This is a genomic window from Klebsiella sp. BIGb0407 (assembly GCF_024807845.1).
Classification (GTDB): Bacteria; Pseudomonadota; Gammaproteobacteria; order Enterobacterales; family Enterobacteriaceae; genus JGM124.
This window is the reverse complement of the sequence record NZ_JANUEQ010000001.1, coordinates 581570-602266: the sequence shown is the minus strand read 5'-3', so window position 1 is coordinate 602266 and position 20697 is coordinate 581570. Positions and strand designations below refer to the sequence as shown.

Annotated in this window: 29 protein-coding genes; 25 read left to right on the top strand and 4 right to left on the bottom strand. The window is 47.1% G+C overall.

Going from position 1 to position 20697, the window contains the following annotated elements; genetic code table 11:
• The first annotated feature begins 66 nt into the window (after positions 1-66).
• Genes M2387_RS02850 through M2387_RS02840 form a run of 3 tightly spaced genes read left to right on the top strand, consistent with a single transcriptional unit; the run spans position 67 to position 1321 of the window.
• Positions 67-282: a class II holin family protein gene (locus M2387_RS02850; protein ID WP_259047026.1), complete on the top strand. Its 216-nt coding sequence runs from the start codon at positions 67-69 to the stop codon at positions 280-282.
• Positions 282-815: a lysozyme gene (locus M2387_RS02845; RefSeq protein WP_259047023.1), complete on the top strand. Its 534-nt coding sequence runs from the start codon at positions 282-284 to the stop codon at positions 813-815. Before M2387_RS02850 ends, M2387_RS02845 begins: the two co-directional genes overlap by 1 nt.
• Positions 812-1321: a hypothetical protein gene (locus M2387_RS02840; protein WP_259047022.1), complete on the top strand. Its 510-nt coding sequence runs from the start codon at positions 812-814 to the stop codon at positions 1319-1321. The genes M2387_RS02845 and M2387_RS02840 overlap by 4 nt, the downstream gene beginning before the upstream one ends.
• A gap of 337 nt (positions 1322-1658) precedes the next feature.
• Here the strand turns inward: M2387_RS02840 and M2387_RS02835 are convergent, their stop codons facing one another.
• A complete protein-coding gene (locus M2387_RS02835; RefSeq protein ID WP_259047020.1) occupies positions 1659-1907 on the bottom strand; it encodes a hypothetical protein in 249 nt (82 codons plus the stop codon).
• A 355-nt stretch (positions 1908-2262) separates the two neighbouring features.
• Between M2387_RS02835 and M2387_RS02830 the strand changes: the two genes are divergently transcribed.
• The 17 genes from M2387_RS02830 (at position 2263) to M2387_RS02750 (ending at position 13687) form a co-directional block, all read left to right on the top strand.
• Entirely contained in the window at positions 2263-2502 is a 240-nt protein-coding gene (locus M2387_RS02830; protein WP_259047018.1) for a DUF2560 family protein, read from the top strand.
• Between the two features lie 64 nt (positions 2503-2566).
• Positions 2567-2929 carry a hypothetical protein gene (locus tag M2387_RS02825; RefSeq protein WP_259047017.1) on the top strand — a complete coding sequence of 121 codons (363 nt, stop codon included), beginning with the start codon at positions 2567-2569 and terminating at the stop codon, positions 2927-2929.
• A 2-nt stretch (positions 2930-2931) separates the two neighbouring features.
• On the top strand, positions 2932-3921 hold the full coding sequence (locus tag M2387_RS02820; protein WP_259047016.1) for a terminase small subunit: 990 nt from the start codon (positions 2932-2934) through the stop codon (positions 3919-3921).
• Positions 3893-5161: a terminase large subunit gene (locus M2387_RS02815; protein WP_259048264.1), complete on the top strand. Its 1269-nt coding sequence runs from the start codon at positions 3893-3895 to the stop codon at positions 5159-5161. Before M2387_RS02820 ends, M2387_RS02815 begins: the two co-directional genes overlap by 29 nt.
• Before the next feature lie 4 nt (positions 5162-5165).
• Complete coding sequence (locus M2387_RS02810) at positions 5166-6593, top strand: DUF4055 domain-containing protein (RefSeq protein WP_259047015.1); 1428 nt, start codon at positions 5166-5168, stop codon at positions 6591-6593.
• Between the two features lie 6 nt (positions 6594-6599).
• Entirely contained in the window at positions 6600-7655 is a 1056-nt protein-coding gene (locus M2387_RS02805) for a structural protein (protein WP_259047014.1), read from the top strand.
• 88 nt (positions 7656-7743) lie between these two features.
• Positions 7744-8421, top strand: a complete 678-nt coding sequence (locus tag M2387_RS02800; RefSeq protein WP_259047013.1) for a hypothetical protein — start codon at positions 7744-7746, stop codon at positions 8419-8421.
• Between the two features lie 3 nt (positions 8422-8424).
• Complete coding sequence (locus tag M2387_RS02795) at positions 8425-9378, top strand: major capsid protein (protein WP_259047012.1); 954 nt, start codon at positions 8425-8427, stop codon at positions 9376-9378.
• A gap of 2 nt (positions 9379-9380) precedes the next feature.
• A complete protein-coding gene (locus M2387_RS02790) occupies positions 9381-9758 on the top strand; it encodes a DUF7370 family protein (RefSeq protein ID WP_259047011.1) in 378 nt (125 codons plus the stop codon).
• A gap of 166 nt (positions 9759-9924) precedes the next feature.
• A complete protein-coding gene (locus M2387_RS02785) occupies positions 9925-10269 on the top strand; it encodes a hypothetical protein (protein ID WP_259047009.1) in 345 nt (114 codons plus the stop codon).
• A 1-nt stretch (position 10270) separates the two neighbouring features.
• Positions 10271-10639: an HK97 gp10 family phage protein gene (locus M2387_RS02780; RefSeq protein WP_259047008.1), complete on the top strand. Its 369-nt coding sequence runs from the start codon at positions 10271-10273 to the stop codon at positions 10637-10639.
• Entirely contained in the window at positions 10636-11019 is a 384-nt protein-coding gene (locus M2387_RS02775) for a phage tail termination protein (RefSeq protein WP_462442469.1), read from the top strand. The genes M2387_RS02780 and M2387_RS02775 overlap by 4 nt, the downstream gene beginning before the upstream one ends.
• Positions 11020-11077: 58 nt before the next feature.
• Positions 11078-11824 carry an Ig-like domain-containing protein gene (locus M2387_RS02770; RefSeq protein WP_259047005.1) on the top strand — a complete coding sequence of 249 codons (747 nt, stop codon included), beginning with the start codon at positions 11078-11080 and terminating at the stop codon, positions 11822-11824.
• A 2-nt stretch (positions 11825-11826) separates the two neighbouring features.
• Positions 11827-12042: a hypothetical protein gene (locus tag M2387_RS02765; RefSeq protein ID WP_259047004.1), complete on the top strand. Its 216-nt coding sequence runs from the start codon at positions 11827-11829 to the stop codon at positions 12040-12042.
• 49 nt (positions 12043-12091) lie between these two features.
• The gene (locus M2387_RS02760; RefSeq protein ID WP_259047003.1) at positions 12092-12769 is read left to right on the top strand and encodes a DUF6246 family protein; all 678 of its coding nucleotides are present in this window, start codon (positions 12092-12094) and stop codon (positions 12767-12769) included.
• A gap of 166 nt (positions 12770-12935) precedes the next feature.
• The gene (locus M2387_RS02755) at positions 12936-13328 is read left to right on the top strand and encodes a hypothetical protein (protein WP_259047002.1); all 393 of its coding nucleotides are present in this window, start codon (positions 12936-12938) and stop codon (positions 13326-13328) included.
• A complete protein-coding gene (locus M2387_RS02750; protein WP_259047001.1) occupies positions 13328-13687 on the top strand; it encodes a hypothetical protein in 360 nt (119 codons plus the stop codon). Before M2387_RS02755 ends, M2387_RS02750 begins: the two co-directional genes overlap by 1 nt.
• A 128-nt stretch (positions 13688-13815) precedes the next feature.
• On the opposite strand, the gene M2387_RS02745 is transcribed toward M2387_RS02750, so the two are convergent.
• From M2387_RS02745 to M2387_RS02735, 3 genes are read right to left on the bottom strand one after another with little or no spacing between them, the layout of a single operon-like run.
• Complete coding sequence (locus M2387_RS02745; protein ID WP_259047000.1) at positions 13816-14133, bottom strand: hypothetical protein; 318 nt, start codon at positions 14131-14133, stop codon at positions 13816-13818.
• Entirely contained in the window at positions 14133-14537 is a 405-nt protein-coding gene (locus tag M2387_RS02740; RefSeq protein ID WP_259046999.1) for a hypothetical protein, read from the bottom strand. Before M2387_RS02740 ends, M2387_RS02745 begins: the two co-directional genes overlap by 1 nt.
• Positions 14538-14573: 36 nt before the next feature.
• A complete protein-coding gene (locus tag M2387_RS02735; protein ID WP_259046998.1) occupies positions 14574-14924 on the bottom strand; it encodes a hypothetical protein in 351 nt (116 codons plus the stop codon).
• 285 nt (positions 14925-15209) lie between these two features.
• On the opposite strand from M2387_RS02735, the gene M2387_RS02730 reads away from it, so the two are divergent.
• The 5 genes from M2387_RS02730 to M2387_RS02710 all read left to right on the top strand — a co-directional run bounded on the left by M2387_RS02730 (position 15210) and on the right by M2387_RS02710 (position 20696).
• Positions 15210-15344, top strand: a complete 135-nt coding sequence (locus M2387_RS02730) for a hypothetical protein (protein ID WP_259046997.1) — start codon at positions 15210-15212, stop codon at positions 15342-15344.
• 116 nt (positions 15345-15460) lie between these two features.
• Positions 15461-15898 carry a hypothetical protein gene (locus M2387_RS02725; protein WP_259046996.1) on the top strand — a complete coding sequence of 146 codons (438 nt, stop codon included), beginning with the start codon at positions 15461-15463 and terminating at the stop codon, positions 15896-15898.
• A gap of 93 nt (positions 15899-15991) precedes the next feature.
• On the top strand, positions 15992-19387 hold the full coding sequence (locus M2387_RS02720; protein ID WP_259046995.1) for a tape measure protein: 3396 nt from the start codon (positions 15992-15994) through the stop codon (positions 19385-19387).
• A gap of 77 nt (positions 19388-19464) precedes the next feature.
• A complete protein-coding gene (locus M2387_RS02715; protein WP_259046994.1) occupies positions 19465-20166 on the top strand; it encodes a hypothetical protein in 702 nt (233 codons plus the stop codon).
• A gap of 53 nt (positions 20167-20219) precedes the next feature.
• Entirely contained in the window at positions 20220-20696 is a 477-nt protein-coding gene (locus M2387_RS02710; protein WP_259046993.1) for a hypothetical protein, read from the top strand.
• The last annotated feature ends 1 nt before the right edge of the window (position 20697 follow it).

Below are 20697 nucleotides of genomic sequence, written 5' to 3'. Positions count from 1 at the left end.
TTAAAACGAGTGGATGAGGCGCATCCCTTTACCCATAAAGCACTGCCCTTAACCGGGAGGTGGAGCATGTATCGAATGGACAAACTAACAACAGGCGTTGCATACGGTACCTCTGCAGGTAACGCCGGATTCTGGACGCTTCAATTGCTTGATAAGGTCAGTCCTTCCCAATGGGCAGCTATCGGTGTCCTCGGTAGCCTTTTCTTGGGCTTACTCACTTTCCTAGTCAATCTCTATTTTAAAGTCAGAGAGAATCAGCGCAATGCCGCGCGAGGTGAGTAATGGGAAATAGGGCAAAACTCAGTGCTGCTGTGCTTGGACTGGTTCTTGCTGGTGCATCGGCTCCGGTTATTCTCGACCAGTTTTTGGGTGAGAAAGAGGGGAATCACGATACAGCTTATCTTGATAGCGCAAAGCCTCCAATTTGGACGATTTGCCGTGGCGCTACGATGGTTGATGGTAAGCCAGTTGTTAAAGGAATGACGTTGACGACTGAGAAATGCAACCAGGTTAATGCTATTGAGCGAGATAAGGCACTAGCTTGGGTGGATCGTAATATCAAAGTGCCGCTCACCGAACCTCAGAAGGCAGGCATTGCTTCTTTCTGTCCGTACAACATCGGCCCCGGTAAATGTTTCCCTTCAACTTTCTACAAACGAATGAATGCTGGTGACACAAAGGGAGCGTGTGAAGCTATCCGCTGGTGGATTAAAGACGGCGGTAGAGATTGCCGCATCCGGTCTAACAATTGTTATGGGCAGGTATCTCGCAGAGACCAAGAGTCCGCGTTAGTTTGCTGGGGGATGGCACCGTGAAAGCCTTTTTAATAATGCTTGGTTTGTTTGTTATCTGTTTGGCTGGTGGGATTATCTGGAATGCTGGACATAACAATGCCTTGTTACAGACAGCTCAGAGCGAAGTAAATGGGCAGCGCGAGGTTATAGCCAAACAAGCTTTTGACTTCAACCGGTTCAATCAGGTTTCTGAGTTCACCAATCGGAACAACTCACTGATTGATGCCAGCACCGAAAAAACAGTCATCGAATACCGGGAGATACTCCGCCGTGAAAAGACATGCGATCTGCCTGTTCCTGCTGATATCTCTGACGGGTTGCTCGACTACGCGGACCGTTTACGTACCAGCGCAATGCACACCGATACCAGCGGAACTATTGAAACCGATAATCGTCCCGTTACCACCAAGCGACTGACTTACTGCCAATCTGTTCCTTGGGTTAGGTTGCTGCTAGCTGAAGCTGAGAAGGCAAATAATCAGTTGGATGGTATTCGTAAGATTGAGGGGCAACGTCAAAGCAAGTGAACTACTTGCAGGACTACATCAGGCAACAGTACTTGAGATAAAAAAATGCCCCTATCACTCAGGAGAAAGAATAAGGGCGAGCCATAACACCAAGGTTAGTCTTTATATAGATAGTAGTTGAAAAATCAGAATGAGCTTAGAAATGTTGGGTGTTAATTTTGAGATTAAAGTACGCATCTGTTTGAAAATGGGTGTTAACACTAATAAAAAGAACCCTCAGCCCGGGAAAATCAGAGTCGGCTGAGGGGGTTGAAACATAGTTTCAAAAACTAAATTGAGCCATCAGAGACTAATACACAGTTAAGATTAATCCCAACTAATTATGTGTGAATTATTTTCATGCATGCGTGGTAATGACACCATTGATATCAACAAGCCCATTAGCAACATCTTCTAACTGTTGGATTGTGAGGCCGCGTATATCCTTATTGCTGACGCCCAATTGAATGTGCTTCTTCTCCCCACTTTTATTAGTAAGGTGAAGTATTGGTTTGAATACGTTTGGATTATCGGCTGTATTTAAAAAAGAAATTTCATAAATGACCCACATTTTGGCTCCTTCCTTGTGAAAAGTGCCGCTCATCATTGAGTGGCGCCAGCATCTATCGCTGATGGGTTGATAGGTAAATATATTCAAAAAATGCCCTCACCACCAGAGGAGCTATGAGGGCAAAAAGTCACACCAATATCATTTTGAAATTTTGAGGCTCTGATATTAAGTGATAAATCAGGATTACCCTCACAGAAAATGTTGAATATATAACGCGCATCATAAAATTAATGTGCATTTAATGGCCTCGCAATAAGCGGGGCTTTTTAACGATACCGGAACCCCGTAAGGATGGTGATCCATATCTCCCAGCGGCAGGGTAAGCCGAAGTAACGACGCAACCCCGCGAGGCGTAGCGAACGCTGCGACTAACCAACAACAACGAGGAATTATGTCAGAAATTACAGCACTGCAAACAGCTCAGTTAGATTTGCTGCAAACACTTCAATACGACACCGCTGCAGTAAAAGAGGCTAAAGCGTTTACTGGTGATGACGTATTCAAGATGCGATTACTCATTCAGCAATACAACCGAGTTCACACTGAAAACGGCGTCGTAGCTCGTACAACCAAAGCAGTACAGGAATCAGTCGAGTCCCTGGCTGTGCTGAACGGCGAAGATGAAAAGTAGAAAGCTCCGCAAAGGTCGTCGTTAGGTGGCCTTTTCAGAGTTTATCAACTTAAGGGAAATGACAATGAGCAAGCACCCGACATTCTCAGTCCCGTTATTCAATTGCTCAGATGTCATATTGTTTTTAGATAGGGATGATGCAGTTAAATATCTGCGCAGGATGGGAAGAGATTTTGATCTTAGCGGAATGAATGGATTTGCATATACACATCATAGAGACGGCAAAACGCCGATTATGATGATGGGTGTCTTTCTACATGAGCCGCAGATACTAGCGCATGAAGCATGTCACATCGCATTCGATATCTGTCAGCTTGTCGGAGTTCCTACACCAAATGATCAAATCAACGAAACGTTCTGCTATCTGGTTCAACGGATAGTGTATGCATTCCTGCCATATCTGCAGGCGCAAGATAATAAGGATTAACAATGGCAAGACCGGATTGGGGAGCCATACAAAAGCAGTTCCTCGCCGACCATGCCAAAACAAATATCTCCCCGAAAGACTGGTGTGACTCGCAAGGCATCAACTACGCAACAGCCCGTCGATATGTCAAAAAACCTACTGTGCAAATTGCGCAAGAAACTGCGCAGAAGAAAGTGCGCAATGCGCAGATTAAAAAGAGCGCAGAAGAGCTGATTGATAGTAAGTTAAGTCCGATGGTGAAGCGCTTCATTGCTGAATATCTCAAGGATAACAACGCTACTGCAGCAGCTGAACGGGCTGGATATAAAGACCCAAACTACGGGCGTCAGCTCCTAACGAATCCTAACGTTGCGCAGGCTATAGCGCAGCAACAGAAAGCTTCCATTGCTCGAACAATCGCAACCGCAGACGAAATCCTCTCCCAAATGTGGCAGCTCGCCACTTTCGACGCTAACGAGATATCAGAATATCGGCGCGGCTGTTGTCGTCGGTGCTGGAGTGTCGGCCATAAGTACCACTGGACTGAAGATGAGTACGAAGAAGCTTGCGAAAAAGCAGAGATGCGAGATAAGCCGGTTCCTGACTGCTCAGGCGGTACAGATTACCAGAAAACGCGAGAGCCTAACCCTGAATGCCCGAATTGTGGCGGGGAAGGGATCGGGCGCGTTCATATGCACGACACCAGAGAGTTATCACCAATAGCCAGGCTGGCCTATTCCGGCACCAAAGTAACCAAAGGTGGCATAGAGATATCCACCATAAGTCGCGAGAAGATGTTTGAAAGCGTGGCCAGATACATCGGGCTGGGAAGTAGCCCGGAAGACAGAGAGCTCAAACGGCTTGAAATCGAGCGACGTCGAATGGAGAACGAACGACTCCGCGCTGAGCTGGCCCTGCATAATGATGACGAGCCGATAACGGAAATGGAGGTGACTATTGTCGGGCAGAAAGATACGCGTGACGATGACGGAGCCTCAGGCGAGGTTCTTTAACCTCAAATGCAAATATCCGGCGTTTGTAGGTGGGTTCGGCACTGGCAAGACGGAGACGCTAGCAAACAGCGCTTTTCGTGATGCCCGCTCATCCAGTAACGCTCTAATTGCGCTGTATGAGCCAACCTATGATCTGATCCGGTTAATCCTTGCGCCTCGAATGGATGAGAAGCTAACGGATTTCGGCATCCGGTTTAAATACAACAAATCAGAGAACATCATTTACACGTCTTCGCCGGGCATTGGCGATTTTGTAATGCGCACCCTGGACAACCCAAGCCGTATTGTCGGTTATGAGTCCTACAGGGCGCACGTTGACGAAATCGACACGCTGAAAGAGGCTCACGCCCAGGCTGTGTGGAATAAAATCATTGCGCGTAATCGCCAACGACCTAAAGGGCTGATAACCCCATTTAACCGGGTCGGCGTTTACACGACTCCAGAAGGGTTCCGCTTCGTTTACAAAACGTGGAAGAAATCAGCCAAGCCCGGATATGAGATGGTTCAAGCCGCAACGGCAACTAACCCGTTTCTTCCTGATGATTATGTCCAGGCGTTAAGGGACAGCTATCCAGAGCAATTAATCAACGCCTATCTGGAGGGTGAGTTCGTTAACCTGACCAGCGGGACGGTGTATCACACGTTTGACCGCAAGCTGAACAACTGCAATGACGAGGAACAACCCGGCGAAACACTGTTTATCGGTATGGACTTCAACGTTGGCAAGATGTCTGGGATTGTTCACGTCAAACGTGAAGGTCTACCTCGGGCCGTCTCTGAAATTATCGACGGCTACGATACACCTGACATGGTTAAACGCATTAAGCGCCAGTTCTGGAAAGAAGTTGGCGATAACGAGTTCGAGAAAACCAGAGAGATTTACATCTATCCGGATGCCTCAGGCGACTCCCGCAAGTCAGTGAATGCCAGCAGCACCGACATATCACAGCTGAGCGAGGCCGGTTTCTACGTCATCGTTAACGATTCAAACCCGCCAGTAAAAGACCGTGTTAACTCCATGAATGCCATGTTCTGCAATGCCAGCGGCGACCGCCGTTACCTGGTGAACGTTCAGCGATGCCCGACTTATGCGGAGAATCTGGAACAGCAGATATGGAATGCCAGCGGAGAGCCGGATAAGAAAGCTGGCAACGACCACACTAATGACGCTGCGGGTTATTTTATAACGATGGATTACCCAATCGTTCGACCTGTCGCAGACATCCCTTTCACATGGTAATCATATGACTGACCAAAACATTGACTACCGCCACCCGGCATACAACGAGTTCCTGCCTGAATGGGAGATGATTGGTGACTGCGTTGATGGTGAGCGGAAAGTAAAACAGAAGAAAATAAAATACCTTCCAGATCCAAGCAGCAGGCCTGATAAGGATGACTCGGACGGCAAACGCTATAAAGACTATCTGAACCGGGCTGCATTCATTAACGCCACCGGGCGAACTCTGTTTGGTCTGATTGGCATTGCTTTTAATAAGCCACCAAAGATAGAGCTGACTGGCGGCATCGACGCTCTGTCAACAGACGCAGACGGAGAAGGGCAGCCGCTCGCACAGCTTGTCCGTGACGCGCTTAGCCAAGTATTGCAGCGAGGCCGGGCCGGGGTTCTGACTGACTACACATCAACAGGAGTCCAGACAGAGGCCAGTAAAGGTCGGTCGGTGCTCCGGATGTTCACAGCAAAGCAAATCATAAACTGGAGGGTGACGAAGGGTAAAACCTCCCTTGTTGTCGTCCATTATGTCGAGCCAAGGGATGATCCTAATAACTTTGAAATTACATTAAACAAATATTGGATAGAGCTACGGCTGATTGATGGTAAAGCGCATTCCAGGCTCTGGACTGACGCAGGCGGTGATGGGATTCAGGCCGGAGAGCTAAGAGAGCTTCGTGATTCTGTCGGTAAGCCACTCAATGAATTACCCTGGTCATGGATAGGGTCATCTAACAATGACCATACGCCAGATGCTCCTCCGCTGGCTGATATCGCCTACGTAAACATCAAGCACTATCAGGCAGAAGCAGATATAGCGGAAGCGGCTCATACGGTAGGGCAGCCCATGGTGGCTATTACCGGATTAACGCAACAGTGGGCTAAAGATTTCCTTCCTGATGGATTTATTGTCGGGTCCCGCAATGGCCTGTCTCTTCCCGTTGGTGCTGACTTGAAGTTCGCTCAACCAGAGGACAGAAACCTGATTGTCACTGTCGCTGAAAGGCGAGAGGCTCAATTGGCGATGCTGGGTGCGAAACTGGTAGAGCGAAACACATCAGCCAGGACTGCAACACAAGCCGGGGATGAGGCGCAGACGGACAATTCAATCCTCTCTCTCTGTGCTGGCAACGTTGAGCAGGCAATAAACCGGGCGTTAAAGTTCGCCATCGCATTCTCTGGAAGTGGTGAGGGAAGCGTCGAACTCAACAAACGATATGAAATAGCTAATCTCGACTCGCAAGCAATAACAGCGCTGATGTCTGCAGTGCAAAGCAACAATATGCGCAAAATCGACTTCATTCGCTACCAGCAGCGTATGGGACTTGTACCCGCTTCGGATAATCCTGATGACGTGCTTGATGAGCTGGAAAGCCAGATGGGTGGCGATTTATTCTCAGCCATAGCGAGCGTACAGCAGAATCGACAGCCGGAGTAATCACTGATGAATGACTCTGTTTTCGATAATGCGGTGATGGTTCAGTCGATGCTTGAGCGACTAAAGGCCGGACAGTCGGCAGAGAGTCGGGAAATAGCGATAGAGATACGTCGTGCTGTTGCTCTGGCACTTGCTGATTTCTCAGGGCCAATATCATCAAAGAGTCGCGCCGAACTGATAGCAAAGGCGCTTAAACGTGAGTTAAAGCCCGTCCTGAGTAAGCATGTTCAACTGCTGATTGATGCCGCTGATAAAACATCTCTGCAAATGGCTGAGCTTGAATATATGAGTTTCATCCAGGTGTTCGGTGAAGAGGTAGTGAAAAAAGCCGGAGAGGATGCTCTGCGTAAGGCTATGCGTAACAGCCCTATGTCACTTAAAAACTGGAATGGTCCGTTGTACCTGCCTGAGTTTATCGAGGCATGGGGCGTTATGGCATCCACTCAGATTACTAACGAGGTTGTCAGAGTGTTTGCTGATAACGGAACGGTCAGTGATTTGCAGCAGACTATCATTGGCGGGGCTGCTGAAGCTGGCGCTTATGCTGTGGTGAACAAAATCGTACTCGACTATGACGCTATATCCAGAACAGCACTACAACACGCGCACAGCATGTCTGCGGTTGAGTTCTACATGGAAAACCCGGATATCGTAGACGAGGAAGAGTTTGCAGCGATACTAGATAACAAAACTACAGTGACTTGTCGGTCTCTAGATGGAACGACTTACCCAGTAGGTAAGGGACCACGGCCTCCACTGCATATCCGTTGTCGCTCCAGGATGCTTCCAGTTATCAATAAGCGATTCCGGTCAATGATGAAACAGGATGCGCCTGGTGATTCAGTCTATGGCGAGGAAACCTATTACCAATGGCTTGAACGTCAAACAGCAAAGCGGCAAGACATTATCCTCGGGCCCACTCGCGGAAAGCTATTCCGTGATGGCGGCTTAACACCTGAGCAGTTTGCAAAGCTGCAGCTTCACAAAAACTTTAAGCCGATGACCCTCGAAGACATGAAGAAGGCAGCGCCTGACGCCTTCGAGAGAGCAGGGCTGAGTTAAATCAATCCGTCAATCATATGACCCGCCATCGAGCGGGTTTTTTATTACCTGCAGTCAGCGACTGCATTCATCTGACCAGAGGTTATAGATGTTTAAGTTCAAATTAACGAAAGAAGAATTCGACGCGCTGGATGATGCTCAAAAGGCAATGTATGCAGAATCTGGTGAAGGTTATCAGCTAGCTATTGAGGGGTTGCCTGATATTAGCGGCCTGAGCAAGAAGGTCGAAGAACTGTTAGGCGAGAAGAAATCAGAGCAGGAAAAGCGCCGGGCAGCAGAAGAAACAGCAAAAAAGGCAGCAGAAGAGCAGGCCCGTAAAAACGGCGATATCGAGGCGCTGGAGAAAAGCTGGGGCGAGAAACTGTCTACGCGTGAGGCTGAGTTACTGGCTCAGGTTCAGGAGCGCGACGGACGGCTTCACACGCTTCTGGTTGATAACGAAGCTCAACGTCTGGCAGCAGAGCTGGCAGGCGACAACGCAGAGTTAATTTTCCCACACATCAAATCACGCTTGGCTGTGGAAGAGGGTAAGACTCGAGTGCTTGACCTGTCCGGCAAGCCTTCAGCATCAAGCCTCGAAGATTTATCGAAAGAGTTTCGTTCCAACAAATTATTTGCACCGGTAATCATCGGTTCAAAAGCAAGTGGCACCGGAGGTGCTGAAGATAAAAATCCTGGTGCCGGAGGCGATGGATTCAAACCTAAAACTGACACAAACCCGTTATATGCACGGGCGCGTGACATTATCGCAAAGACTCAGGAGTAATAAATGACCCTTCATATTTTTCAGCAGCAAGTTTCTACAGCGGCAACCGAGCTGGTAGCTCAGGCAGTACAGGAATTTAACGCAGCATCTGGCGGCGCTTTGGTTCTCGGTGGTGGCGACCACATCGGTGATTACGTCGAGCAAACATCATGGCAACTGCTCGGTGGTCTGGCTCAGCGCCGTAATGCTTATGGCTCTGGCGTGCTTACACCTCAGGAAATGGGGCAGTTGCTTGATCGCATGGTGAAGATTGACGGTCGTATCGGGCCTATCTCTGTTACCCCAACCATGATGAAACGCTTGGGCAAAGACGTGAATGAGGCCTCGGTGGTTGTTTCAGTCCAGGCTGCAGAAGCAATGATTCAGGATTATCTGAACACCACAGGTTCAGCACTCAAGGCGGCTATCTCAACCAATGCCGATGCTGTCACTGACCAGTCAAGCACTGCTGGTGTGGCACCGTCACTGCGTGGCTTGAACAAAGGCGCTCGCCCGTTCGGTGACGCTTATTCGCGCCTGGTTGCCTGGCTGATGGATGGCGCAACGTTCAATGACTTCATCGATGAGACGCTGAGCAACGCAAATCGCCTGTTCCAGATTGGCAATGTATCGATCATGCAAGATGGCATGGGTCGTCGCTTTGTTGTGTCTGACATCCCGGCACTGGCAGACGCTGATCTTCAGCATGTGCTCGGCCTGACTGTCGGCGCTGCTGCTGTCAGCACTACTCCGCTCATCATGAAAGCTCAGGATGTCCTCGGGCAGGAGAACATCAAAGCCTTGATGCAAGGTGAGTACGACTTCACCCTGGGAATTCGTGGTTATCAGTGGTCGAAAGACAGCATCAAGTCACCGACCAACGTACAAATTGCTGCCGCCGCAAACTGGAAGCAAATCGCTACCAGTATTAAGGACACCGCTGGCGTTCTGACAACCTTCGGTAAGAAAGGGGCGTAATCATGGCAGTGCAGATAACAGCGGCGCAGGTGGAAGAGCAGTTATTTGCGCTGGGCTATGAGGCGGCTAGTTTCATTATTGATGCCTACCTGTGCAAGGTTAATAAGATTGACGCCTGTCTGGATGGGGCAGGCTACGACGACTGCGACCAGCTACTGATAAAGGTTTATGCGGTCGTGCTTATGCTTGCCTCGTCCGATGTCAGGAAGGTTTCCTCTCAGTCCTCACCGTCAGGTGCCTCTCAGTCATTTAAGTATTTCGATGATGGCAAGGCATCTCTCTATTCGTCCATGAAAATGCTTGATACGTCAGGTTGCACATCGTCACTGCCCATTGATAGCGGTGGCGGAGTGCTTCAGTTCAAAGTCGTAAGGGGGTGATTATGTTGATTGATGCCTCTGAAAGAAAGCCAGAGCCTTTTGTCAGGGTATGGGTGGAAACAGATTCCGGTCGCAAGACTACGGCGCATGTCAAAACTAATGGTGAATGGTTCATTAACTGTGAACGCATCAGAGCAACCGGAGCGCAGGTTGTAAGGTGGAGACATTGAGCAAATTAGCGAGGTGGTCTTATACCGCTAAGTGCACAATTTGGAGATATCTTGGACTTGCTGAGAATGGCGATGCGTCATGGTCAGGTCCCGAAATCATTATGTGCGACTATCAAGGGGGTATTTCGGCAAAGATAGGCAGTCTCGGTACAGAGATTGTGGTCAAAAACACTTTCTGGTCTGAGTTTTCAGAAGCAAAGAAGGGAGACTACATTCTTATTGGGAAATCTGATATTGCAGACCCAACAGAGGCGGGTGCTGATGAGATCATGCAGGTTATCCGCTATGCCGATACGTTCTACCGTCAGGCAGATGACTTCGCCATAATTACAGGAGTCTGATATGGGTGTCAAAATCAGAGGTGATAGAACCGTTCAGGCAAACCTTAGAGCCTACGCTGAGAATATGATTAACCGGAAGGCTCCGAGGGCAATACATGCAGCTTTAAACATCGGCGCTGGACAGGCTGCAATTTACACCCCAATCAAAACATCAACCCTCATCAATTCACAATACCGTGATGTTTTCACTAAGGATGGACGTATTACCGGGCGCGTTGGTTACTCTGCTGACTATGCCATGTATGTTCACAATCCAGCTATCAGGCCGAAATTCACCAGGCCAACGGCTCAGAAAGAGTTCCTGACTAAAGGTTTTGCTGATGTTCATGATCGGATGGTGGCTGAAGTTAAACGGGAGCTTGGCTTATGACGCCTCCAATGTATGAGCGTGTAAGAAGCACCTTCAAATCTATAGGCCTTACTCGCGGTCTCACTGATCAGCCACTCATGTGGAAAGACACAGGGAAAGCTAACGAAGGATTCATTGTGTTTCGTCCTAGCGGCGGCTCAGATATCCAGCATGATCGGGCTGGAGATTCATACGTCCAGATAGATATTATCGGTGCTGAAAAAAAACAATCGACAGTAGAAACTGCAACAAATCAAATCGTCGAGTGGGTGAGTGGTCAGGATGGCGCTGACTCATGTATCGGTGCTGTCAGGCTTCTCGGCGGCATTCCTCAACCGGTAATGACAACTGAGGGCAGGTTGGTTATGCGACTAATGCTCTGCTGCACCTACGGCGAATAGCCTACAAATCATCAATCAGACCACCTTCGGGTGGTTTTTTCATTTAAGAGGTATACACATGCAAGGTTGTGCAAACGACACGGGCAAACTGATTGGCAAAGTGGCGGTACTACGCATGGCCTTTGGCTGTGCTGATACTCGTCCGTTGCTGACTGACTATAAGCGCTTGGGCGCTTTAACCACGAAGAGTTTTGATTACTCGCTTAACTCAATCACATCAGAAACAGACGATACCAAAGGGCTGATTGAGAACCTGGTATCGAATATGGACCTGACCATCTCCGGTGATGGTGAGTATCGCCGAAAAGATAAAGCGTCAGAAATCGGTGCTATCCGAATGGCTAAGTACATTCTGGACGAGATACAGGCCGGACGTCAGCCGACTATCTGGGTGCGCTTTGATTTCGTCGGTGCGGATTCTGGTACCTACATCGAAGGTTACTTTGTCACTACATCCTGGAATGGCGATTTCGGTAATGAAGTATCCACGTTCTCTGGTGAGTGGAAAGTAGCTGACTCTGACACCGTTCTGTTTGAAGTGAACGACGACACTCCGGTTGCAAGTGTCACTGTTACCCCAGCAACGGCGAGCGTGGCAGTGAATGGTACTCAGCAGATGACCGCCAGCATCATGCCACTGGATGCCAGTGATAAAACAGGTGTCTGGACAACCTCGGATATCACCAAAGGCACCATCAACCAGTCAGGCTTGTTCCGCGGCGTCGCGGCTGGCTCTGTGACTGTTACTTTTACCTCGAATGATGGACAGAAAACCGGATCATCAGTTATGACCGTAACGGCGTAATCATGAACACGATAAAGCGTCAGCGGGAAAATGGGCTTGTTGCTGAGTTAATGGAAGGCTCTGTAGCTATCAGAACTATGGATGGCAAAGTGCTTGATGGACTTTTAAAGGTTGATGTTATCTCGCAGGTTGGTGAAATAACAAAAGCCGTTATCGAAGTCGAGTTATCCAATCCAGACGGAACGATTGCTTTCGGTATCAAGCGCAGAAAGTCGTAACCAATACAGAGGGTTCATGTGAGCCCTCGATATTGATTACGGAGGCCACATGACACCATTAACCGAAATAGGCGAATGCCTGATAAGCACCAAAAAGCACGATTACCTGTTCCGGCCGTCATTTGCGGCAATGACCAGAATCGGCAGCCCGGCAGAGATTGTGCAAGCGTTTTACGACATTAACCACGATGCAGTAACACAACTTCTTTCGCGCGCGTACGAAGCGTATGGCTCTATTCCTGCATGGCTTATTGAGCATGTAAACAAAACTGAGTTCGCAGCAAAGGCAATCAGTGCAGCAACAAACACCCTCCAGGCATGCTGTGATGATGACTGCTCAGAGTTAACCGGGGAAATGGTGCCGAGCAGAAGGCGCAGCGGCTCACTAGTCTGGCGCTCTGGCTCAATGTCATTTGAGCAAATACTTTTAGTTGCCAGCAGCCTCATTACCCACGGAGTTATCGGCAAAGCCAAGACCCGGCAGCTACAGCGCAACGAGGGTAAAACCTCAACGGCAGAGTTTCTGGCCATCGAGTACATCAATTCAGCCAGGGCGCATTTCGGTATGAGCCGCGAAGAAGCCGAACGCTTAACCATGACTGAGTTTGCAATGCTCATTAACGCCAAGTACCCGCCAGAGAAAGGTTTCACCCGTGAAGAATACGACTCGGTTATGGACGAAGACGATCGCAAGTGGCAGGAAATGCTTAATAGAGTAAGCGATTGAAATGTAAAAACACGTCCGATGACAAAGAATCACCGGAAAAAACATGACTGTGATATTGTAAGCATTTGACAACTTTACCTATGAGTTTCAGCTTTACTGGGAATATGCCCTGCGCATATTCTATGCTGATATATCTATGCATATATAATTGAAGAGTGGATAAGAAATGCAAATATCTGTGACATCAGGTGGGAAGTCGTTAGTTGAATCAGGTATCTTTAATGCTGAATTATCTTCCACCAATGAAGTTATTATTCATTTTAATTACAATAAGTTAAAAATAAATCTGGATTTTCAGGTTTTCATTGGCTCCCTACCTGCAGGTATGACGGATTTTTCTGCAAACCTTGAGCAAGGAGTGGTTGTTTTAAAGCAGAATATTACTTTCACCGAGTCGCAATTTACTACTTGGGGTTACACTGGAATGCTTGTTCCTTTCGAGGTCGGTGTAAAACCAGATGGTAAAAAAATCTATCTATCATGGAAAGCTGATGTGGGTAGATCTCTTGGCGGTGCGTTAATAGCTGTAATTCATTACTCTTTTTATGAGGATGAGTGATGGAAGAGCAAATTCAACCATCAATTGGGCGACTTGAAAACCAGCGCTCTCCTGAAGTGTTGCCATCTATAAATAATTCATCCGATGGTACATCTTCTCCTGGTGCAATAGCCGCACAGATTGGAACCGGGGAACATGCTAAGGATTCATTTATCTGGGCGACCTTGAAATATTGTTTTTATCTTGGAGGTATCTTTAGCGCGGGCATGATGCTTGCGTATCTCTATTATGTTATTCAGGGCGAGCCTGATAAGATTGACATTGTTGGTTCTCTTAAAGATGTTTGGGCTATTTTTACACCAATACTCACTTTGGCTTTAGGTTATGCATTTGGTAAAAGAGATCGAGGTAGCGACTAGATGACTCAGTTCAAGATCACCAATCTAACTTGCTGGCTGCAATGTTTTTTACCTATTTAATGACATTGATGAATAAAAATAAGCCTAATAGTTAATTCTCTAAGCCCACTAAGTGGGCTTTTTGTTGGCTATTTTATGAAGTATTTTGACAGAACAGCCAAGGTTACGGTAATCACTAGAGCTAAGACGATTTTCCAAGTCTGAGAGCCAAGTTCTTTATGAATTTCAGTTTTAACAGCTTGAATATCTTCTTTGGTAGCTATTTTGTCTTTAATAACAGCAATGTCAGTTGTTAGCGCTGACACTTTAACTTCAAGGTCTTTTATTCTTTGCAACATGTCATCGCCTCCACCGCCGCCGGAAAAATCATTGGCTCGCTCATGATCTTCAACAACGCGAATTCTATTTCGCCTATTTAACGTTACATCAATAGTATCATTATTCATCAGGCGTAGCTCACTCCAAAGTATGCTGTGGCCTTATGGATTGGCTGTTTATCTTTATTTATTGTTGCGGTAATTAGGTAGTAACCTTGTTTGATAAATTCACAGTCAGGAAATTCAACCTCTGCCGATGCAGCTACGGCCTTATCACCGTTTGATGTTGCAGTTGCTCTAATCCATATGCCTTGATGCTCGGAAAGCTTAATCACTTCACCAGTATCTGAGTCAGTCAGTTCTAGTGAGATAAAGTAGTGGGCATCAGGTATTAGCCCAAGGAAAAACAGCTCAAAGCTGATCTTAACTTTAAGCGGGAACGCATCAGCATCCAGGACAAGCAGAGGCACCTTCTCGTTTGAAGGTGGAATCACATGGTATGGGTATAGGAACGCTATTTTTTCGGTGCTCATTTATCTTTCTCGTTCACTGGTGATATTAGTTTTTTGTTAGAAGTCGTCAGCTTCGCGAGAGATGGCAAACAGGACATTTATTGCTAGAAGGTATGCGTTATCTACCACCCCGTAGGTACCACTTGTTATGACGTTAGCATGCCGGGAAAGAGCATTTTCCATGTACTCAATTAGCTCTTTGTTGCAATGATCACTTCTATAATCAAGCAAATGCAACCCGATAATGAAGTGCCCATATTTTTCGAAAAGAGTATGAATAAACTTTTCGTCCGAGCAAGTATCAAAAAATTCATCAAGAGATAAAGGACGGTTAAGTTGTTCAAGTCGTGTTAATTCTCGAGATAACCACTGGCAGCCGTCGCGAAGGTCTTCTGCTTTTATACTCATTTTCTGTTCTTACCATGCATTGGTTTGAGTTCTAACGGTGTGATAAAAATAGCGTGTTAACCTACTGATGAGAAGCCTGAAGCTGGATCAGTACAGTCATATTTTCCATTATGGCTCACGGCAAATAATCTTGGTCGGAATCCTGACTATTATAAGCATGATGAAACTCTGCCGCCTGGCAAATTTAGTCTCATTGTAGTAGCAAAACCGCCATACACATTTGGTCAGGATCCCGACCGTTACCTCATATGACGCTAGAGCAAAGGGTAACTTTGCGAGGGTGATATGAAGGAAGTAGAAGCGATAGTTGAAATAATGCGTCTTTTTCTGCTGATGCCTAGTTGGATGTCAGCGTTGATACTGGCGATTTTTATGCTTTTAGCAATTGGCTATGTGATCACTATTGTTAAAGATAAATAGTCTGCTGGATGATTTTTCCCTTAACGTTCAACCTCGCACCCGCGGGGTTTCTTGCTTTCCTTTGCGCCTCTCCTGACCTAACATTGAAATATGATGTTACTTATGGGGAAAGGGATGTGAATTTTACATATGACATAAGTCAAGATGAGATGTTTTTAATTAATGGCGATGATACCAAGTCGCCTAATAGAAATCTCATTAGAGAAATGGTTAGACAGGAGCGTAACTACATAGAACGAGTTACAAGTTCTGGGGGTAATGTTTATCAGGCCGAACTTGATGTTAATGACGCCTTTGTGAATATTCTTACTTCAATAACTGACTTGACTGATCGGGATCTTTTCTCTGGCATTCACCTTCAAGAACAGATGGCTGCGATCAATTACGAGGCTGACTTAAGAGAGGAAGAGTTTAACAAAGAGATTGCGAAGCAAGAGAGAGGCCAGAAGGATGAAGATGAGCATAAAAATAATTCATCTAGCTCAGTCTTAGTTGTGGTGGTAATAGCGGTTATTGCTGTCATATCATTTATCGCTGCATCAATTCCTTGGTGAGAAAAATATCACAGTTATAGTATTTTCAATCAAAAGCTTAACGCATGACAAACAGCCACCTTAGGGTGGTTTTTTTATGCCTGGAGATAACCGATGTCAGAAGACTTGGGCAGTATTTATATTGAAATTGAGCTTGAAGTAAAACGCTTGCTTGATGGTGTTGACGAAGTAAACAGAAAACTTAACGAACTGCCTGAGGCTGCAAATAATGCTGCATCTTCACTTGATGACACCGAGCAATCTGCTGATACGTTAAATACTGGCTTGGGAAAACTAGCAGCGACTATAAAAGCAGTAATTGCAGCATCTGCGCTAAAACAAATGGCGGAGATGGTTCAGAAACATCAGGAGTATGCCGAGCGAGTCAGGATGGCAACCAGTAGTCAGGCTGAATTTAATGAGGTTCAGGAGCGGCTACTCAAGACTGCAAACGGGACGTTCCGAGCCCTATCGGAAGCACAAGAGCTATATATCACTACTGCGGCAAGCTTGCGCAGTATGGGATATACGACCAACCAGGCTGTCGACGTTCAAGATTCGATGTCTTACGCATTTGTTAAGAACGCGACCAGTGCAGACAAAGCAACTTCTGCAATAAGTGCGTTCTCTAAAGCGATAAACACTGGGAAAGTTGGCGCGGATCAGTGGGAGACTATCACTTCTGCAATTCCTTCCGTTATTGATGATATCGCCTCAGCAAGCGGGAAAACATCGGCTCAGGTTCGTGCGCTGGGAGCGGCGGGTAAACTTACCGCGAAAGATTTAACTGAGGGGCTTAAACAGTCACTTGAAGCTAACGAGTCCGCAGCTACGGGTATGTCTAATACCTTGGTTGACGCAACGGTTAGGATGAGTACAGCGATCACTTCTCTTTTGGTTGAAGTAGAGAGCGGCACTGGTGTGATCGAGGCTTTTACTGGTGGGATAATTAGTGCAGCAGATTCTATCCTTTCGTTCAGCCAAGACTCAGAGGGAATGGCATCAACTATCAACGCTGGAACGACTGCACTTACTGCTATGGCTGTTGTACTTGGTGCTCGGATGGCAGGGTCGATGAAGTCGGCGGGGGCGGCAAAGTTAGCTTACATAGCGGCTAGTACAAACCAGTTAAAAGCCGATTTAGCCGCTGCCAAAGCATCAGAGGCTGCTGCCGCACAGGCACAGCGGCGAGCTGCTGCAGAAGTAAGAAACGCTCAGTTAGATAGAGCTAGACTGCAAAACACTATTAACAATAACGCAGCTGCAAGGCAGAGCATCATTATGTCTGCTGAGCTGTCGGCAGCGCATCAGAGAGAAAGAGCTGCTAAATTAAGTCTGGTGCAAGCGAACGCCGCGCTTGCTGCTTCCACCGCTGCTGTTGGCGCAGCGTCAAAGGCTGCGTCAGTTGGTATAAAAATGGCGAGTGGAGCTATGGCAATGCTCGGTGGTCCTGTTGGGGCTGTAATGATTGCCGCAGCAGCTCTTTATTTTTGGTATGACAGCGCAAACAAAGCAAAGGAGGAAGCTATAAAGTTTGCTGACTCTCTTGATGGCGTAATAGAAAAGTTGGGTGAAATGACCCGCGCACAACTTGACGCAACGCTTGCCAAGACAGAGGGATCAATAATCGCTCAAGAGGAAGCGATTAGCAGTCTGAAAACTGAGCTTTCCAGCGCCAGAGATGCTTACGCAAAATTCACGCCAGAGGCTTTTAAATACGCTGAGTCAATAGGTCAAGGGATTGATTTTACAAAGAGACAGGCAGAGGCTAGTCGAAATCTAAGAGAAAAAACCGGGGATCTTGATAGCGCAAGCCAAAGACTAAAAAGCACTCAAGAGAAGCAATCGCGAATCCAAGGAGAATTAAGCATTAAGGTGCGGGAGGCCGATGTAGCTTTTGATATTTTGGCTCAAAATCTGAAAGAGAAATTCCCGAACGCAAGCGCTGCAACAATAGCTGCTATGGCTTCAACAATACAGGTCATTGACTCGCTGAAGAAGAAGGCCGCAGAGCCGATAGGTAATGCAGATTCTCGCAGTAGCGAAGGTGATAAAATAATTCTCAGCCTCGAAGAGCAGAATAAGCTTTTAAGCATAAAAGATGAGCGACTGAGGGCAGTGACAAGAGCCGAGATGGAAATGGCCAAAGTCGATAGCAGCGATGAGCAAATAGAAAATGCCAAATTGCTTGCAGGTGAAAACTACGACTTAGCGAAGGCCCAACAGGAGGCTAATAGCGAAAGCAACAAGTCGGCAAAAACAGCAGATGTTGCCGCGCAGTCTCTCGCTCAGCAGCAAGCACAGTTAGAACGACTAAATACCGGTTACGCCGACGGCTCGCTTGAGCTTGCTAAATATGACGCCGTCCAGGCGCTTGGTGCAAATGCTTCAGCGCAGCAGAAAGCCGCAGCAGAGGCGCAGGCTGAGTCTATATGGAAAGTTCAGAAAGCAGTTAAGGCAGCAGCTGAAGAAGAGCAGAAGCGCAAACAGGCCGCTCAGAACTTTACAGGATTGCAGTCTCAGTCCTCACCAGTTCTTGCCGTCGATAATCAGTACGCAATCATGCGTCAGCAGCTTGTCGAATATGCGGTATTTAATAAGGATAAAGTTACTGAAATTGAAGCTGTTCGCGCTTCGATCGAGGCACAATACCGACAGCAGCGAATGGATGCCCAGTGGCAGGAACTCAGCCAGATGGGATTAGGCTATGACATGCTTACAAGCGCGGTCGATTCTCTGGCTGGTAATGCATCGAACGCCATTACCGGGTTGATGACTGGCACCATGTCGGCGCAGGATGCTATGCGTTCGCTGGGTAATACCATCCTGAATAGTGCGGTGAACTCAGTCGTTCAGTTGGGCGTTGAGATGCTGAAAAACTTCATCCTATCTCAAACGCTCGGAGTGGCAACTCAGGCAGCAAACGCAGCAGCGGCAACGGCTGGCGGTGCGGCAGCTTTGGCGGCATGGACTCCAGCCGCTATTGCGGCGTCTATTGCTACGGCAGGGGCAGCATCAGGAACTGGATTGACGGCATACCAAACAGCTCAGGCCAGCGGGATGGCTCTTAGTGTTCTTGGCGGGCGTAAAAACGGTGGGCCGGTATCTGCTGGCGGTGTTTATCCGGTTGGAGAGGGTAACCTTCCTGAGTTTCTACAGACACAGCATGGCCTATTTATGATCCCTGGTGATAACGGGAAAGTATTTAGTAACAAGGATGTGAATGGCTCACCGACAATTCCAAAAGCATCTACTGGAATGGATCGACTTCACCAGTCAAATACAGCTAAAGATAGCGGTGGTAACTCACAACAAGGAAACAACCTTCCCCCTATTATCAATGTGTATCAGCAGGCATCTGGTGCAACAGTTGATGTAACAACAGAGAAGGGACTCAATGCTCAGGATGTCATTAATATCGTTGTCAGAAACATCATGGATGGACGAGAGATCAGCGGGGCTGTGTCAACCCATCACAATGCACCCAGAAGAGCTACTGGCTCATTGTGACGTAACAACTGCCTTGCTTTCTTTTGCCTCCCCATCTGCTAACATTGAAATATTATGTTACTTATGGGGATAGGGATGTGAAGAAGATTATCGGCGTTGGGCTAATGCTTATTTCCTGCTCATCAATTGCCAATGAGCGGTTATCATGTGAGTACTCTGTATCAGACTTGTCCAGCGGAACCCCTACGCCGTTTTATATAAAGGGAATTGGTAGTATTGACGTTATGGGAAAATCATTCAAGGCAACTAGGCCAGATGGTAGCTCTTCGCAAAGTCCCGAAATGACTAACGAAGAAAATGGCGTGATGATAGTTGATGATATAACGAAAATATTTGCAGCAAGCAAGGATAACTCTAACTTCTCAGTAAGTGACAGAATAAAAAAAGTATCAGAACAGTGGGGGAAATGCTCCATTGATAATGTTAAAAAAGAACAAGATAAAACAAAGTTAGATGTTGAAGATCAAATGAAAAGAATCACCTCCATTCCATGGAGTGGTCAAAAAGCAAATAACTTTTTCCTTAAAGAAACTCATTTATTCATGCTGTTGGAGTGCGGATGGGCTGGTAGCGTAGGTTTTTCAACAGGGCCTAAACCGCTAGTTATGCTTGGTGACTCATATTATAAGGCAGACAGTTCATCATTTAAAAATGGCGAATACTCCATAAAGTTTAATGGTGGCACAATGTGGGTAACATATAATCCACAAAAAATAAAAGGATATATCTCAGACTCACATAGTTTTACTCTATGCTCAGCGGTGCGAGTGGGAGATTAATTTAAAATTCAATTAATTAGCCCACTCAGGTGGGCTTTTTTAATGGGTAAAATATGCAAGCAATCGACTACCCCTCCTGGTTCCCGCTACCGCAAAAAGCGGATAAGAACATGACGCCTGATACTGGATTCCGCACAGACCAGCCGCAAGTCGGAGCACCGATATTCCAGAAGTTAACCGATGACCTGAAGGTTACGTGGTCACTTAAATGGATTTTCACACTTGACCAGGAGCGGGCATTTCAGCAGTGGCTACGCAGCGCGAACTATCTGGATAACTGCAATCGCTGGTTTCGGATGCGGGTTAACCTGGGTGGTTCGGGATTGCAGGTTCAGGAGCTGCATTTCACGGCCTATCCGGTTCAGACCTCGATAAACGGTAGCGTGGTGACATGGACCGGAACGGTTATCGCTAAGAAACTCAATAACGATGACGACGAGTTCGGTGACTGGATTGTTGAGATACCACCTCAGAACTGGGGTCTACTTGATATTGCAGTCACAGAGAAGATACCACTCAGCGGAGACTAAC